This is a genomic window from Methylophilus luteus (assembly GCF_042676265.1).
GTDB lineage: Bacteria > Pseudomonadota > Gammaproteobacteria > Burkholderiales > Methylophilaceae > Methylophilus > Methylophilus luteus.
On the sequence record NZ_JBHTKB010000001.1, the window covers coordinates 161,896 to 177,651 of the forward strand.

12 protein-coding genes are annotated in these 15,756 nt (G+C 54.3%); 9 read left to right on the top strand and 3 right to left on the bottom strand.

The genetic code is table 11. The annotated features are described in order from the left end of the window. Positions 1–8: 8 nt before the first annotated feature. The 3 genes from ACFQ1Z_RS00700 to ACFQ1Z_RS00710 form a co-directional block, all read right to left on the bottom strand. Positions 9–1,229, bottom strand: a complete 1,221-nt coding sequence (locus ACFQ1Z_RS00700; RefSeq protein ID WP_379054633.1) for an efflux RND transporter periplasmic adaptor subunit — start codon at positions 1,227–1,229, stop codon at positions 9–11. 214 nt (positions 1,230–1,443) lie between these two features. Next, complete coding sequence (gene ybaL, locus ACFQ1Z_RS00705; RefSeq protein ID WP_379054635.1) at positions 1,444–3,141, bottom strand: YbaL family putative K(+) efflux transporter; 1,698 nt, start codon at positions 3,139–3,141, stop codon at positions 1,444–1,446. Positions 3,142–3,423: 282 nt separating this feature from the next. After that, a complete protein-coding gene (locus ACFQ1Z_RS00710) occupies positions 3,424–4,020 on the bottom strand; it encodes a TetR family transcriptional regulator (protein WP_379054637.1) in 597 nt (198 codons plus the stop codon). A gap of 123 nt (positions 4,021–4,143) precedes the next feature. On the opposite strand from ACFQ1Z_RS00710, the gene ACFQ1Z_RS00715 reads away from it, so the two are divergent. The 9 genes from ACFQ1Z_RS00715 (at position 4,144) to ACFQ1Z_RS00755 (ending at position 15,731) form a co-directional block, all read left to right on the top strand. Beyond that, positions 4,144–5,313 carry an efflux RND transporter periplasmic adaptor subunit gene (locus tag ACFQ1Z_RS00715; RefSeq protein WP_379054639.1) on the top strand — a complete coding sequence of 390 codons (1,170 nt, stop codon included), beginning with the start codon at positions 4,144–4,146 and terminating at the stop codon, positions 5,311–5,313. Between the two features lie 28 nt (positions 5,314–5,341). Then, positions 5,342–8,443 carry a multidrug efflux RND transporter permease subunit gene (locus tag ACFQ1Z_RS00720; RefSeq protein ID WP_379054641.1) on the top strand — a complete coding sequence of 1,034 codons (3,102 nt, stop codon included), beginning with the start codon at positions 5,342–5,344 and terminating at the stop codon, positions 8,441–8,443. After that, positions 8,440–9,822, top strand: coding sequence for an efflux transporter outer membrane subunit (locus ACFQ1Z_RS00725; RefSeq protein WP_379054642.1), 1,383 nt, complete (start codon positions 8,440–8,442; stop codon positions 9,820–9,822). Before ACFQ1Z_RS00720 ends, ACFQ1Z_RS00725 begins: the two co-directional genes overlap by 4 nt. A 10-nt stretch (positions 9,823–9,832) precedes the next feature. Continuing rightward, on the top strand, positions 9,833–10,168 hold the full coding sequence (locus tag ACFQ1Z_RS00730; protein WP_379054644.1) for a hypothetical protein: 336 nt from the start codon (positions 9,833–9,835) through the stop codon (positions 10,166–10,168). A gap of 206 nt (positions 10,169–10,374) precedes the next feature. Then, positions 10,375–10,872 (top strand): sigma-70 family RNA polymerase sigma factor, encoded by a 498-nt coding sequence (locus ACFQ1Z_RS00735; RefSeq protein WP_379054646.1) that lies wholly within the window; start codon positions 10,375–10,377, stop codon positions 10,870–10,872. After that, positions 10,869–11,831, top strand: a complete 963-nt coding sequence (locus tag ACFQ1Z_RS00740) for a FecR domain-containing protein (protein WP_379054648.1) — start codon at positions 10,869–10,871, stop codon at positions 11,829–11,831. The genes ACFQ1Z_RS00735 and ACFQ1Z_RS00740 overlap by 4 nt, the downstream gene beginning before the upstream one ends. 97 nt (positions 11,832–11,928) lie before the next feature. Then, on the top strand, positions 11,929–14,373 hold the full coding sequence (locus ACFQ1Z_RS00745; RefSeq protein WP_379054650.1) for a TonB-dependent siderophore receptor: 2,445 nt from the start codon (positions 11,929–11,931) through the stop codon (positions 14,371–14,373). A gap of 36 nt (positions 14,374–14,409) precedes the next feature. After that, the gene (locus tag ACFQ1Z_RS00750) at positions 14,410–15,543 is read left to right on the top strand and encodes a PepSY-associated TM helix domain-containing protein (protein WP_379054652.1); all 1,134 of its coding nucleotides are present in this window, start codon (positions 14,410–14,412) and stop codon (positions 15,541–15,543) included. 11 nt (positions 15,544–15,554) lie between these two features. Then, positions 15,555–15,731: a hypothetical protein gene (locus ACFQ1Z_RS00755; protein WP_379054654.1), complete on the top strand. Its 177-nt coding sequence runs from the start codon at positions 15,555–15,557 to the stop codon at positions 15,729–15,731. Positions 15,732–15,756: the final 25 nt, after the last annotated feature.

Sequence of the window (15,756 nt, forward strand, 5' to 3'; positions counted from 1 at the left end):
GGTGTCTCTTAGCGCGGCTGGCTAGTGGCAGGTGCGGCAGGCGTGGCGGGCGCGGCAGGTGCGGCAGTCGAGCTGAACTCCACCGCCTTGACCTCGCTACCTACAGAGATGTTCTGAATACCATCCATGATCACGCGGTCACCGGCTTCAAGGCCTTTGCTCACGCGCCATGCGTCGCCCTGGCTACCATTGGTCTCTATGATTTTTTGCTGCACTTTTTGCTGCGCATCCACCACCAGCACCGTGGGTTCACCGCGCGTATTGCGCGTCACTGCGCGTTGCGGCACCAGTATGGCTGCCTTGTCCTCGGCCATGTCTATCAGCGCATGTACATACATGCCAGGCAGCAGTATGCCTTCAGGGTTAGGCACTACCGCACGCAGCGTCACCGCGCCAGAAGCCATATTCACACTCACGCCGCTGAATTTGAGTTTACCGGCATGCGCATAACTGGTGCCGTCTTCAAGTAGCACGCGTACTGGGACTTCTTTCTGCGCATTGCCGGTCAGTTTGCCGGCGGCGATATCGCGTTTGAGCCGCAACAGATCGCTGCTGGATTGGATCACATCGACATAGATAGGGTCCAGTTGTTGCACGGTGGTGAGGGCGGTCTCCTGGTTGGCGGTGACCAATGCACCCGGGGTGATGGCCGAGGTGGAGACAAAGCCGGTGATAGGGGCCACCAGCCTGGTGAAATCGAGGTTGATCCTGGCTGTGCTCAAGGCTGCCCTGGCCGCTGCCACATCGGCTTCGCCCTGTTGCAGCGCCGCCTGGCTATCGTCATTATCCTGGCGGCTGATGGCGTTGATCTTGACCAGTTCTTTATAACGTTCGGCCTTGAGTCTGAGGGTGGTCAGGGTGGCTTCGGTTTTTTGCAGTGCGGCGAGGGCGCTCTGGTAGCTGGCCTGGTAGGGTGCCGGTTCTATCTGGTAAAGCAGGTCGCCCGCTTTCACGTAGGCGCCTTCGGTGAAGGCGCGCTGGCGTATGATGCCGCTCACCTGCGGGCGTATCTCCGAGATCATGAATGCATTGGTGCGCCCCGGCAAGTCGGCCACTATGGGTTGCGTCACCTGCTGCACGGTGATGACACCGACTTCCGGCGTCTTGGGCTTGCGGTTCTTGCCATCGTCGTTGCCAGAACAGGCGAGCAGGCTCAGGCTGAGCAGCCACAGGCTACAGTTGCGCCATGTGCTGCAGCGCCTTGAAAATAAAACTGGGAGAGGGTGCATAGAAACTGTTTTCAAATCGTTATTTCACTCGTTATTTCAATCTGACAAGATTCTACGGTTTTTTATTATATCCAAATGTAACGATACGTATCCGCGCCTGAGGTAGCGGCATACAATTTAGCAGAATTTGTGCTGATAACAACGGAAATAAAAAATCCGGGCCATACGACTGGCCCGGATGCGGTTTTTTAGCCGGCTTTTTTAGCCGGCAGGATTAAAGGATATGCCGCTCAAAGCGCTGTAACACATGGGCAGACATGCCCTTGGCCAGCTCTTCTTCACCAAAGAACACGGTATCGCCGACTTCTTTCTGCAGGCGCTGGTATTCGTCCTCGTGATGGGTACGTATCACCACCTCGATATCCGGTTTCAACTGTTTGGCGATATCGACGATTTTGCGTATATCCATAGAGTCCGGGGTGGCGATGATGAGCATGGCGGCATTGGCGATATGCGCCTGTATCAGCACCATAGGGTCAGCCGCATTACCCGAGACTGCCGGCTGGCCTTTTTTGCGCAGTTTTTCCACCAGCTCGCGGTTCTGTTCGGCCACCACGAATGGGATATTGGAAGCTTCCAGCGACATGGCGATGCGTTTACCTACCCGGCCATAACCGACCAGCACCACCTGGCCCTCGAGGAATTTGCGCTCTGTGGTCATAGGCAGTTCGCCATACGGGTCCATGCGTTGCGCCAGGCGGCGCGCCACGTCCGAGTTGTCGACCAGCCATCTGGAGAATGGCTTGATAGAAGCGAATACCAGCGGATTGAGGGCGATAGAGATCAGTGCACCAGCCAGTACCAGGCTCATGGCGTCTTGTGACAACAGCTCAAGTGATACGCCCAGGCCGGCCAGGATAAACGAGAATTCACCGATCTGGCCCAGGCTGGCGGCTACTGTGAGCGCAGTGTTCAGTGGGTAACGCAGGGCCAGCACGATAGCGACCGCCGCCAGCGATTTACCGACGATGATAATGCCCACCACCGCTAAGACCTGCATAGGTTGCTTGAGCAGTATGCTAGGGTCGAACAGCATGCCCACCGCGACGAAGAACAGCACCGCAAACGCGTCGCGGAAAGGTAAGGAATCTTCTGCCGCTCTATGCGAGTACTCGGATTCGCGCATGATCATGCCGGCAAAGAAAGCACCCAGCGCGAATGACACATGAAACAGCGATGAGGCAAAAAACGCCACGCCTATCGCCACTGCGATCACGGTCAGCGTAAACAGCTCGCGTGAGCCGGTGCCAGCCACATACCATAACAGCCATGGCAATACCCGGCGGCCCACCACCAGCATCACTGCCACAAAGCCGGCGATCTCCAGCATGGTCATGCCTATGGTCTCCCAGATGGAGCCGGCACTGGCTGCTTCGCCCTGGCCACCCAGCACACCGGCCAGCGCTGGCATCAGCACCAGTACCAGTACGGTGACCATGTCTTCAACCACCAGCCAGCCGACGGCGATTTTGCCGTTCATGCTCTCGAGTATGCGCCTGGATTCAAGTGCTTTCAGCAGCACCACAGTACTGGCGCAAGACAGCGACAGGCCGAACACCAGCCCGTGGCCCATGCTCCAGCCCCAGTAGTGCGCGACCAGCATGCCTAGCAGCGTCGCCAGCGTCATCTGGACCAGGGCCCCGGGCAGTGCGATGCGTTTGACCGACATCAGGTCCTGCACCGAAAAATGCAGGCCTACGCCAAACATTAGCAACATCACGCCTATCTCGGAAAGCTGGGAGGCGATCTCGAGGTCGGCGACGAAGCCAGGCGTGGCAGGGCCTATCAGTATGCCGGCAAACAGGTAGCCGATCAGGGCCGGTAGTTTGAGCTTTTCGGCGATAAGTCCAAATATCAGCGCCAGCGCAAACGCAGCGGCGATGGTGGTGATCAGGGAAAGGTTATGGTCCATAAGGCGGGTTTTTCTTCTGGCAAATTGATAAGGCTTTTTTACTTGGTTTTATGACTAGGTTTTTTTACTGGTTTTTATTATAAGTTTGAATGACTGACCATGGTCAGTTTAAAAAGTTGAACATTTTTTGCTTGTTTTGCTTGAAAGTAACGCAGGCGGAGTGCGTTCTTAAATTGATATAAATGTATTCAGTGTCTATCTTGCAGCAAGCCCGGGCTGCTCGTCAATGTTTTATATTGCCAGCACAGCCTGATCCAGGTGCTGAGCTCTGCTGAAACCCCGCTAGCTGGATAGCCGTTGCAAGCCGTATTCACACAACTGTTCAGCTTTCTGCCAGCGCTGGTTTTCCGGCAGGTTGCCAAAATGCACTATGCTGAAAACGCCTTCGATGATGGACTGGCAATACAGGCTGATCAGCTCAAAGTCTACGCTAGGTTTGATCTCACCGACTGCGATGGCCTGCCTGAGCAGGGTATCGATCTGGGCAATGCGTTTTTTCTCCCATGCATATCGCAGTTGTAACAGTTCAGGAGAATCATCAATGCCTACATACAAAAAGAACAATACTTTCTGGGTAGAGCTGGGTTCTATATAGCTGCAGATCTCCTGCAGGCAATATTCTTTCAGGTTGAGCAACGGGCTTAAAGCCGCATCGCCCTGAAACGGGCTTATCTGATCGATCACGCGTTCGGCCATGGCGGTGGCGACTTCGAGTTTGCCTTTGTAATGGCCGTAGACGGCACCGCGCGACAGCGCAGCCGCCCCGGCGATGTCAGACATGGTGGTCAGGGTGTAGCCCTGGCGATAAAACACAGCTTCCGCCGCATCCAGGATCTGGTCGCGGGTCTTTTGGGCGTCCTCTTTGGTTTTTCTGGCCATGGCAATTGCAATGCATAGAAAAAATAATGTTGCCATCATAGCAAAAAATAATTAATCAGTCACGATTGATTAATTAAATGGCTGCGGTTAGAATATGGGCCATCTGTACTTAAAGGCATGTGTATGTCGCTATTCCGCTTTCAATCCACTGTGATTTTCACCGCGCTGTTTCTGCAACTGGGCCTGGTTGCCTGCAGCAAGCAGCCAGCGCCTGAGCAGGCGCAAGCCGGCGCGCCTGAAGTGGAGGTGGTCAAGGTGCAATACACCGATATTCCGGCTGAAGTGGAGTTGCCGGGCCGGGTAGAAGCCTACCGCATTGCCGAAGTGCGGGCGCGTGTCACCGGTATAGTCGCCAAAAGGTTGTACCAGGAAGGGCAGACCGTGAAAGCGGGCATGACCTTGTTCTCGCTCAACCCCGAGCAATTGCAGGCTACCCGGCTGGAAGCCGAGGCCGAGCTGGCACGCACCGAGGCCAACCTGGTGAATGCCAATGACAAGTTGCAGCGCTACCAGGCGCTGGTGAGTGACCAGTCGGTGAGCCAGCGTGATTACCGCGCGGCCCAGGCCGAGGTGCAACTGGCCAAGGCCGAAGTGGCAGCAGCGCAGGCCAAGCTCAACCGCGCCAAACTCGATGTTGGCTATGCCAATGTGGCCGCGCCCATAGATGGCGTCGCGCGGCGTGCGCTGGTGACCGAAGGCGCGCTGGTGGGTAAGGACGAAGCCACCCATATGACCACGGTAGAACAGGTCAACCCGGTGTATGTGAATTTTGCACAATCGTCATCAGAGGTGTTCGCCTTGCGCAAGGCGCTGCGTGACGGGCAACTCAAGGGTAGCGACGGCCAGTTCAAGATAGAACTGATACTGCCGGATGGCACGGCTTACCCGAGTGCCGGCAAGCTGTCTTTCTCTGATGTGTCGGTCAACCAGACCACAGACTCGGTGGTGATGCGCGCCATCTTCGATAACCCGCAGCAGGAACTGATGCCTGGTGCTTATGTACGCCTGAAGATACGCCAGGCGACCAATCCGAATGCCATCCTTATCCCCAGGGATGCGCTGATACGCGACCAGTTCTCTACCCGCGTCTGGGTGCTCAATGCGAAAAGCGAGCTCGAGTCACGCGAGGTGCAGACCGGTAGCGTGGTCAACAAGCAATGGGTGGTCGAACATGGCTTGCAACCGGGCGAACAGGTGGTGGTGACCAATGCCGCCACCCAGACCGCAGGCAGCAAAGTCACGCCCAAACTGGTGAATGCTACCGATAAGATCACCAAGGCTGTTGCGCCGTGATGGCCGCTAGCATGCAGAAAGTTAAGTCATGAGTCGTTTTTTTATTGATAGGCCTATCTTTGCCTGGGTGATCGCCATCCTTATCGTGCTGGCAGGCCTGATCGCCATCAAACAGTTGCCTATCGCGCAATATCCCGATATCGCACCACCGGTGGTGAATATCGCCGCCAGTTACCCTGGGGCATCGGCCAAGGTGGTAGAAGAGACCGTCACCTCTATCATTGAGCGTGAGATGAACGGTATGCCAGGCCTGATGTATGTGTCAGCCACCAGCAACCTGGGCACTTCGTCAGTCAGCGTCACTTTCCGCCAGGGCACTAACCCTGACCTGGCCGCGGTCGATGTGCAGAACCGCCTTAAAAGTGTAGAAGTGCGTTTGCCGGAGATCGTCCGCCGTAGCGGCATCACGGTGGAAAAATCGGCAGACAGCTTTCAGCTGATCGTGTCCATGACTTCTGAAGATAACCGCTATAGCGAGATAGACCTAGGCGAATTGTCCTCTGCCACCGTGATGCCTACCCTCAAGCGCGTGCAGGGCGTGGGCAAGGTGCAGTCTTTCAGCCCCGAATATGCCATGCGCATCTGGCCGGACCCGCAGAAGATGTCAGGCTTGAATGTCAGTGTCAGCGAGATCTCCAGTGCCTTGCGCAGCTACAATGCCAGGCTCACCTTAGGCCAGGTCGGTGCCAGTGGCGTGCCTGAAGGTTCGCCGTTAAGCGTTTCGCTAGAAGCCGAAGCCACGCTGAAAACGGTAGCAGATTTTGAAAGCGTGCCCATACGCACCCAGCCCGACGGTTCTGCCTTGCTGGTCAAGGACGTGGCACGCGTAGAACTGGGCAGCAGCGACTACAACTTCAGCTCTAAGGTCAACGGCAAGAATGCCGCCGGCATGGCGATCAAACTGGCGCCAGGCTCCAATGCGGTAGAAACCATCAAGCGCGTCAAACTGGCCATGGAGCAGATGCAGCCGTACTTTCCGCCTAATGTGGTGTACCAGCTTTCTTACGACTCGTCGGCCTTTGTTTCCATCTCGATCAAAAAAGTCATTCAAACCCTGATAGAAGCGGTGCTGCTGGTGTTCCTGGTCATGTACCTGTTCATGCAGAACCTGCGCGCCACGCTGATCCCGACCATAGTGGTGCCTATCGCGCTGATGGGCACCTTCGCTGTCATGTACTGGCTGGGTTACTCCATCAACGTACTCACCATGTTCGGCGTGGTGCTGGCGATCGGTATCCTGGTCGATGACGCCATCGTGGTGGTAGAAAACGTAGAGCGGCTGATCGTGGACGAAGGCCTGTCGGCCTATGACGCCACCGTAAAAGCCATGTCGCAGATCAGCGGTGCGGTGGTCGGTATCACCGCGGTGCTGGTGTCGGTATTTATCCCTATGGCGTTTTTCAGTGGAGCAGTCGGTAATATCTATCGCCAGTTCTCACTGTCATTATCGGTGTCTATCGCTTTCTCCGCGTTTCTGGCGCTGTCGCTCACGCCGGCGCTGTGTGTGACCTTGTTGCGCCACGAGTCTGGTGCCAAAGCCGGTTTCTTCGTCTGGTTCAACCGCAGTTTTCAGCGGCTGACTGAGCGCTATACCGCACTGACTGGCGGCCTGCTCAGCAAACCGTTGCGGTGGCTGGCGGTATTCGCGCTGATCGTGACCCTGGTGGTGTGGTTGTTCATGCGTTTGCCGGGTGCTTTTCTGCCCGAAGAAGATCAGGGTAACTTTATGGTCATGGTGTCGCTGCCACAAGGGTCCACGCTGGCAGAAACCGCAGAAGTGCTGGGCGATATGAGCAGTTATATCCAGAAGAATGAACCGGTCGATATCATCTTTGAGGTCGGTGGCTTTAGCTTTTATGGCACCAGCACCAATAGCGGCATGCTGTTCATCACGCTGAAAGACTGGGCCGAGCGGCCCAAGGCCGAGCAGCAGGTGCAGGCCATTGTAGACCGGGTGAACCAGAAATTCTTTGGCCGCCCCAATCTGAGTATTTTTGCCATGAATGCGCCGCCTTTGCCCGAGCTGGGCAGCGTGGGCGGCCTGGACCTGAAACTGGTGGACAGGGCCAGTGTAGGCAACGAGGCGCTGATGAAGGCACGCGATACCCTGATCGCAGAATCTGCCAAGCAGCCCGAACTGGCCAATGTATTGTTTGCCGGCCTCTACGATACGCCAGTGGTCAATATGCAGCTCAACCGCAGCAAAGCCAATGCGCTGGGCATCTCCCTAGACGAAGTCAATAACACATTGGCCAGCTTGCTGGGTTCTGATTACCTGGGCGATTTTGTCTATGGCAACCAGGTGCGCAGGGTGTTGATACAGGCCGATGGCAAGCAACGGCAGACGCTGGACGATATCAAAAAGATACGCCTGAAAGCGGCCGATGGCAGCCTGGTGCCACTGTCTTCCATCATGACGCTGGAGTGGGGCATGGGCTCGCCGCAACGCACGCGCTTTAACGGTTTCCCCTCCTATAATATCAATGGCGGTGCCGCCCCGGGTTATAGCAGTGGCGAAGCCATGCAAAAGATGGAGCAACTGGTGCAAGGCCTGGGCAAAGGCATAGGCTTTGAATGGGCCGGCCAGTCGCTGGAAGAAAAACAATCCGGCAGCCAGGCGGCGATGCTGTTCGGCTTATCTATCCTGGTGGTGTTCCTGGTGCTGGCTGCCTTGTATGAGAGCTGGGCCATCCCGTTCGCGGTCATGCTGGTGGTGCCGCTGGGCGTGCTGGGTGCCTTGCTCGGGGTGACTATCCGTGGCTTGCCTAATGACATTTACTTTAAGGTCGGCCTGATCGCCACCATAGGTCTGTCGGCTAAAAACGCTATTTTGATCGTGGAATTTGCGCGTGAACATGTGCTGCAGGGCATGTCGCTGATAGAAGCCAGTCTGCTGGCAGCCAAAGAGCGCTTGCGCCCCATAGTGATGACTTCGCTGGCATTCGGGGTAGGCGTGCTGCCGCTGGCGTTTTCAACCGGTGCCGCCTCAGGCGCGCAAGTCGCCATTGGTACCAGCGTGCTGGGCGGTATCATCGCCGCCACCGTGCTGGCTATCTTTTTTGTGCCGCTGTTTTTTATTGTGGTTGGCCGCTGGATGCATAAACCGGCAGCAAGCAAGGATGTTGCATGAAGTTAACACGACTCACATTGTTGATAGGGCTAAGCTTTGCCATCACTAGCTGCTCACTGGTGCCCGAATATTTCCGCCCGGCAGCCCCGGTGCCTGCAACTTACCCGCTGCAAGACGCCAACGAGACGGTGACAGAAGCGCCGCCATTGACCTGGCAAAGCTATTTCGCGGATGCCGACCTGCAAAAGCTGATCGCGGTCGGCCTGGAGCATAACCGCGACCTGAAAACCGCAGTGTTGCGCATGGACGAAGCCAAAGCCACCTATGGCATACAAAAAGCAGACCGCCTGCCTACCGTACAAGGCAATCTGGCTTATGACCGCAGCAGGACGGTATTCAGTTCCAGCCAGGCTTTTGAAGCAGAGCTGTTCAGGGTAGGGCTAGGCATCTCTGAGTACGAGATCGATATCTTTGGCCGCGTCAAAAGCTTATCCCAGGCCGCTCTGGAACAATACCTGGCCGTCGCCGAAAACCGGCAGGCGATACAGGCGACCTTAGTCAGCGAGATCGCCACCCAATATGTCAACCTGCTGAGCATACACGCGCAACTCAAACTCGCGCAGCAGACGCTGGACGACAGAAAGCAGACCCTGCAACGCACGCAACGCCGTTTTGCAGCGGGCATAGACCAGATACTCGATGTCAAAGCCGCGCAGATCCAGGTCGAACAAGTGCAGGCGCAATATGCGCAATGGCAACGGCAACTTGAAACCACCAAAAATGCGCTGTACTTATTGCTGGGCGAACCATCGCAGCGCACGGCGTTGACGATCAAGCCGCTAGCTGCGCTCAAACTGGGCACTACGCCGGCCGGATTGCCTTCGACCCTGCTCAGCAGAAGAGCCGATATCCGCGCCGCCGAGCATCAGCTCAAAGCCGCCAACGCCAATATAGGCGCTGCCAGGGCGGCGTTTTACCCCAGGCTGCAACTGACCACCAACGTAGGCCTGGTCAATTCGGATTTTTCAAAACTGTTCTCCGATACCGGCAGCAACTACTGGGCATTCAGCCCGCAACTGGTGATCCCTATCTTTAACTATGGTCGTAACAAAGCCAACCTCAGCCTGGCACAAGCCCGCCAGCATATAGAGGTGGCCAATTACGAAAAAACCATACAGGTCGCGTTCAGGGAGGTCATGGATGTGCTGTCTACCCGCACCGCCATTTCGGATGAATCCGCGTCCAGAACCCGCCTGAGCGAGCTGGAAAGCAGCCGTTTGCAACTGGTCAAACGCAAGCTGGATCAGGGCCTGGTCACCTACCTGGAATTGCTCGACGCCCAGCGCAGTGTGCTCGATGCACAATCGCAGGCCTTACAGATACAACAACTAGCATTACAGAACCAGGTGAGCCTGTATAAGGCGCTGGGTGGCAATTAGGAGACGAAGAATGAGGCTGTCTGAGTTGATAAGCACACGCTATGTCCTGTGGCTGTTGATCGCATGTTCGGCAACTGCTTGCACAGATGATAAGTTTAAAAATGAACAGGCGTTCACCGACTATGTCGCTCAGCTAGCGTTAGCTGATCTCACTTTGCCGTCCGCAATTGCTAGGTTAACTGCAGAAGGCTTTAACTGCTATCCGGAGAAAAACGCCAGTCATTATTGTTTACGCGAAATAGGTGGGGCAGTGTGCAAGCAAAGGCACATCATCCATTTGTTCTCTACAGAAGCAGATCAAACCCCCGTGAAGATTACTACTAAATTTGGTTTAGTCTGCTTATAAACCAGTCACTAAACCATATTCAGGTGAGATACCTGAGATGGTTCAGACAACATGCTGTATCCAATCCCGCGTTAACAAATATTATGATTGGTGAGGTAAATGCAAAAGCTGTGATTTAGGCTCACCACTCACCAGATAAACATTGATTTGCTTTGATAGTGTTAGGTATCATTGATAATGATTCTTATTAAAACTTAGTTATGTCAATGTCTGACCCTACTGTACAGCAGCACCTGCATCACTTGTACAGTCATCATCATGGATGGTTAAAAGCCTGGTTGCGCAAAAAACTCTCTTGCCAGCATGCCGCGGCTGATCTGGCGCAAGACACTTTTGTGCGCCTGATCGTTTCAGAGAAAAGGCCTCTGCCAGAGCAATCTCGCGCCTATCTGACGCAAATTGCCAAGGGCCTGGTGATTGATCTTTATCGGCGTCAACGCCTGGAACTGGCCTATCAGGAATGGCTGCAACAATTGCCCGCCGTCGAGACGCCTTCCCCCGAGCAGCAAGTGATCGTGTTGCAGACATTGATCCAGTTTGACAAGGTGCTGGATCAGTTGCCGGTAAAGGTGCGGGAGACGTTTATTTTGTCTAGGTTCGAGCACCTGACCTATAGTGAGATCGCTGATCAACTGGGGATTTCTGTTGCCGCCGTGCGTAAATATATGCTGAAAGCCACACTAGCCTGCCTGGAGCTGTTATGAGCTTGCAACGTGCCATCAATCCCTCAGCGGAGTATGCCCATGCCCGGAAACAGGCATTGCAATGGCAGGTCGTATTGTGGTCTGGCGAAGTGACTGCCGCCGAGCAACAATCGTTTGAAGAGTGGTTGACTGCGAGTGACGTGCATCAACAGGCGTGGCGTGAAATCGGTGTGATGCAGCAAAAGCTGCAATTAGTGCCTGAGCGCGCGGTTTCTCTACTCAAAGATAAAACCTATTCTGCCAAGCGGCGGCGATTGCTACAGATGCTGGGGCTGGCCGCGGTCAGTACCGCTACGGTGCCCATCGTTCGCAATAGTGAAAGCTGGCAAACGCTGGCTGCCGATTACCGCACATATACCGGGCAACAAGAAAAAATCGTGCTGGCAGATGGTAGCCAGCTGATGATGAATACGGCGACATCTGTCGATATTGCTTATGGCGAGCACGAACGCCGGCTCATTCTGCGCCAGGGCGAAATATATATCAGCACTGCGGCAGATGAGTCGCGACCGCTGTTGGTGCAGACACGGCACGGGACAGCCCAGGCATTAGGCACCCAATTCAATGTCCGTCTTAAACCTCATGAAACCAGGGTGGCTGTGCATCAGGGGCAGGTCAAGCTGCGCTCGGAAAACGGGCTGCATAGCCTGTTGATCGCCAGCGGCAAGCAGGCCGGATTTTCCAATGATGCCGTGACCACTTTAACCGCCAATAGCAATGAAAGTGCATGGCTGGAGGGGCGGCTGGTGGCAGAACAAATGCGCCTGGGCGCTTTTCTGGATGAGCTGAGCCGTTACCGTTCCGGGGTGATCCGCTATGATCACACTGTAGCCAATATGGTGGTTTCCGGTGTGTTTCCTTTGCTTGATACGGATAAAGTATTGCAATCGTTATTACAGGCCTTGCCATTGCGCATAGATTATTTTTCCAGGTATTGGGTGACTGTCCATGCCACTTAAATATGTCTTGAAGCAAAAAATCTTGCTTCAGGTGTAGCACTTTTATTTTCTCGTTCGGGATAGGGGAGAAGACTACTTTTTCAACGAGGAAATTTCCATGTCCCACTCAGTTCAAGCTCAGGCGAAACTGCCTGAATTCCGAATCCGCCAGCTTGCAGGTTTACTGCTGCTCTCGGGTATGCTGTCTATGGCTTATATGCCACGCGCCTACGCAGAAGCGTCACAACACGCGCAAACCTCAGTGCAGACATTCGATATTGCGCCTGCCTCGCTAGATCAGGTGCTGAATGCTTATGCAAAGCAAACTGGCATCTTGCTGGTGATTGATGCCAAATTGACCCAAGGCAAGCAAAGCCGTGGCTTGCACGGGCAATATGAAGTATTGCCAGGCTTGAATGCCATCTTGGGCGGCAGTGGCCTGCAGGCCGTCACGCAGGAGAATGGCAGTTATAAATTGCAGAAAGCTGCACCAGTTTTACCTGCAGCTTCCAGCAGTGTCGATACCTTACCCGAAGTGGTAGTGGCTGATGCAAAAGTAAAAACAGAAAACCAGGTTTATGCTGGGTCGCAGGTCGCCCGTCAGGGTAAGGCTGGCATATTAGGTGAACGCGACTTCCTGGATGTCCCGTTTAATGTCACCAACTATACCGCGGACATCATTGCTGACCAGCAGTCACGCAGCATAGGGGATGTATTGCAAAATGACCCTTCGGTTCGGCAAACCAGTGCGCGCACCAATATCAATGAAGACTTTTCCATCCGCGGATTCACGGTAGCCAGCCAGGATATCGCTTTGAATGGTATGTACGGATTGATGCCTTATTTCCGGGTGCCGGTTGAAATGGCTGAGCGCATTGAAGTACTCAAAGGGCCGAGCTCATTGCTGAACGGCATGCCACCTAGTGGTAACGTGGGTGGCAGTATCAATATTGTGCCAAAGCGTGCAGCGGATGAGGCTTTAAGCCGTTTCGGCCTGACTTACATGAATGACTCCGTGTTTGGCGGGACTGCCGATTTAGGGCGCCGTTTTGGTGAGAATAATTCATTTGGTGTGCGCCTGAACGGTATGTACCGCAAAGGCGATACCACGATAGATAGACAGAAGCTGGAAGAATTTATGGGTAGCCTGGCGCTGGATTATCGCGGCGAACGGCTACGCGTCACCGCTGATTTCATTAATCAGCAGGAAACAATCAATGTGGTTGTTCGCCAGTTCACTGCCGGTGCAGGGTTGACCAGCATGCCCAGAGCGCCAGACAATACACTGAACTACCCGGGTTATGGTCGTTCACAAATGAAAGACCGTTCTATGGTACTGCGTGGTGAATATGACATCACCGATGCCATCATGGTATATGCAGGCGTGGGTAGCCGTAACAGCCAGATGGATGCCGTAGCGGGTAACCCTGAACTGACCAGTGCCAATGGCAACTTTAACTCTATGGCCATGTGGCAACTGTTTGAGGTGAAGTCGGAATCATTTGAGGCCGGTAGTCGCTTCAATTTCAACACCGGCCCGGTACGGCATCAGGTCAGTGCAGGTGTCACCAAGGTGAGCCAGAACACCAATATCCATTTTGTGCCGGTCTCTGGCAATATCAGCAACAATATTTTTGCACCCGTGTATACCAGCACGCCCAGCACCTCAGGCTTGAGTGACAATATGGTGCGCTATGGCGCAACCACGCTGACCAGTTATGCATTGGCAGATACCTTGTCTTTTCTGGATGAAACGGTGCAAGTCACCCTGGGCGCAAGGCACCAGAGCGTAGAGCAACAGGCTTACAGCCTGCCGACTGGCGACAAATCGGGTGCCAAATATGATCAGGGCGAAGTCACCCCAGTGGCTGGCATAGTGTTCAAGCCATGGGAACGCGTGTCTCTATATGCCAACTATATTGAAGGTTTAAGCCAGGGTCAGGTCGCGCCAGTGGGGACTACCAATGCCGGGCAAACATTCTCGCCTTATAAAACCAAGCAAAAAGAAGCCGGTGTGAAGATGGACTGGGGCAAGCTTGCCACCACTGTGAGCGTGTTTGAAATTGAACGCCCTAGCGCAGTGACGACTGCTAACACATTCAGCGTGAGTGGCGAGCAGCGTAACCGTGGTGCAGAAGTGAACGTGTTTGGTGAAATAGCGCCAGGTGTACGTTTACTAGGCGGCGGTGCTTATACGCAAGGCAAACTTGTTAAAACCCAGGGCGGCGCTTTTGACGGCAACACAGCGGTTGGCGTGCCTGACTGGCAAGTCAGCCTGGGCGGTGAATGGGATCCGCTGCCTGTGAATGGTTTGACTCTGACTTCCAGGGTCATCTACACCAGCAAACAATATGTGGACCAGGCGAATAACCTGTCTATTCCAAGTATCACCCGCTTTGATATCGGTGCCCGTTACAAGACAAAACTGCAGGATACGCCTGTGACTATTCGTGCCAATATCGAGAACCTGTTCAACCGCGATTACTGGAATACTTCTAACGAAGGCTATATCTATCTGGGTATGCCGCGCACCTTGCTGTTGTCGGCTACCGCCGACTTTTAATCGCATGGTGTCAGCGCTCAATAAAGAAATCATCGTATGAGTATCCGCAAGTGGTATCTGATTCACAAGTGGACCAGCCTGATCAGCACAGCATTTTTACTGATGCTGTGCATCACTGGCTTACCCTTGATCTTTCATGAAGAAATCGAGCACTTGGTCGGTGTGGTGGAAGCACCACCCATGCCGCATGGGACACCGGATATCAGTCTGGACAAGGTGGCTGAGGCTGCCAGAAAGCAGCGGCCTCAGGATGTCATCCGCTTTATGTTCTGGGAGCAGGATGAACATCCTAATGTGACTCTGGTTTCTATGGCAAAAACCATGGATGCTGCTCCAGATGATTCCAATATCGTGCTCATTGATACACGCACGGCGCAAGTGCTGGACGCACCACCACCAGAGCGCGGTTTTATGTATGTGATGCTTAAATTGCATGTGGATATGTTTGCCGGCATGCCCGGCATGCTGTTTTTGGGCTTTATGGGCTTGCTGTTCGTGGCGGCGATCGTATCGGGGGTCGTGCTTTATCACCCATTTATGCGGCGCTTGGCGTTTGGCACTATACGTCGCGAAAAGCAGGTGAGGGTGAAATGGCTGGATATCCATAACCTGCTGGGAGTAGCCACTTTAGTTTGGGCACTGGTGGTGGGCATCACCGGCACCATCAATACCCTGAGCCAGATCGTGATCTTTGTCTGGCAAAGTGACCAGATGGCGGAAATGATTGCGCCATATAAAGGGCTACCGCCACCCACGCAATTGGGTTCGCTGCAAGACTCGATTGATGCAGCGAAAAAAGCGGTTCCGGATATGCATGTCAGCTTTGTTGCATTTCCTGGCAGCATGTTTTCCAGCCCGCATCATTACACCGTATTCTTGAAAGGCAATACGCCGCTGACCTCACGCTTGTTACGCCCGGCATTGATAGACGCGCAAACAGCCAAACTGACCGATACCAGGGAAATGCCCTGGTATGTAAAAACCCTGCTGCTGTCACAGCCTCTGCATTTCGGTGACTATGGTGGCTTGCCGCTAAAAGTGTTGTGGACCTTGTTAGACCTGGTGACTATCGTGGTGCTGGTCAGTGGTTTATACCTTTGGATCAAACGGCGACAGCATACTGAACAGCGCATCTGCGAACTGGAGCAGAAACATGCACAAGGTGTGTAACAGGAGACACGATGAATAAGCGTTTTATCAATATATGGGCCTGGCCTATCGTGCTCGCCTTGCTGACTGCATTCGGCTTATTGGCGGCCCTGTTGGGGAGCGGAATCTGGCACTGCTTAACCTGGGCCGCCATGGCCATCCCGCTCCTCATGATTGCTTACTACTGGCTTATCAATAAAACCAGTTAATATCGGCACCAGCTACATCGTTTGC

Coding starts and splice junctions, on each gene's coding strand:
- ACFQ1Z_RS00700 (WP_379054633.1), bottom strand. CDS start 1,229: ATGCACCCTCTCCCAGTTTTATTTTCAAGGCGCTGCAGCACATGGCGC.
- ybaL (WP_379054635.1), bottom strand. CDS start 3,141: ATGGACCATAACCTTTCCCTGATCACCACCATCGCCGCTGCGTTTGCG.
- ACFQ1Z_RS00710 (WP_379054637.1), bottom strand. CDS start 4,020: ATGGCCAGAAAAACCAAAGAGGACGCCCAAAAGACCCGCGACCAGATC.
- ACFQ1Z_RS00715 (WP_379054639.1), top strand. CDS start 4,144: ATGTCGCTATTCCGCTTTCAATCCACTGTGATTTTCACCGCGCTGTTT.
- ACFQ1Z_RS00720 (WP_379054641.1), top strand. CDS start 5,342: ATGAGTCGTTTTTTTATTGATAGGCCTATCTTTGCCTGGGTGATCGCC.
- ACFQ1Z_RS00725 (WP_379054642.1), top strand. CDS start 8,440: ATGAAGTTAACACGACTCACATTGTTGATAGGGCTAAGCTTTGCCATC.
- ACFQ1Z_RS00730 (WP_379054644.1), top strand. CDS start 9,833: ATGAGGCTGTCTGAGTTGATAAGCACACGCTATGTCCTGTGGCTGTTG.
- ACFQ1Z_RS00735 (WP_379054646.1), top strand. CDS start 10,375: ATGTCTGACCCTACTGTACAGCAGCACCTGCATCACTTGTACAGTCAT.
- ACFQ1Z_RS00740 (WP_379054648.1), top strand. CDS start 10,869: ATGAGCTTGCAACGTGCCATCAATCCCTCAGCGGAGTATGCCCATGCC.
- ACFQ1Z_RS00745 (WP_379054650.1), top strand. CDS start 11,929: ATGTCCCACTCAGTTCAAGCTCAGGCGAAACTGCCTGAATTCCGAATC.
- ACFQ1Z_RS00750 (WP_379054652.1), top strand. CDS start 14,410: ATGAGTATCCGCAAGTGGTATCTGATTCACAAGTGGACCAGCCTGATC.
- ACFQ1Z_RS00755 (WP_379054654.1), top strand. CDS start 15,555: ATGAATAAGCGTTTTATCAATATATGGGCCTGGCCTATCGTGCTCGCC.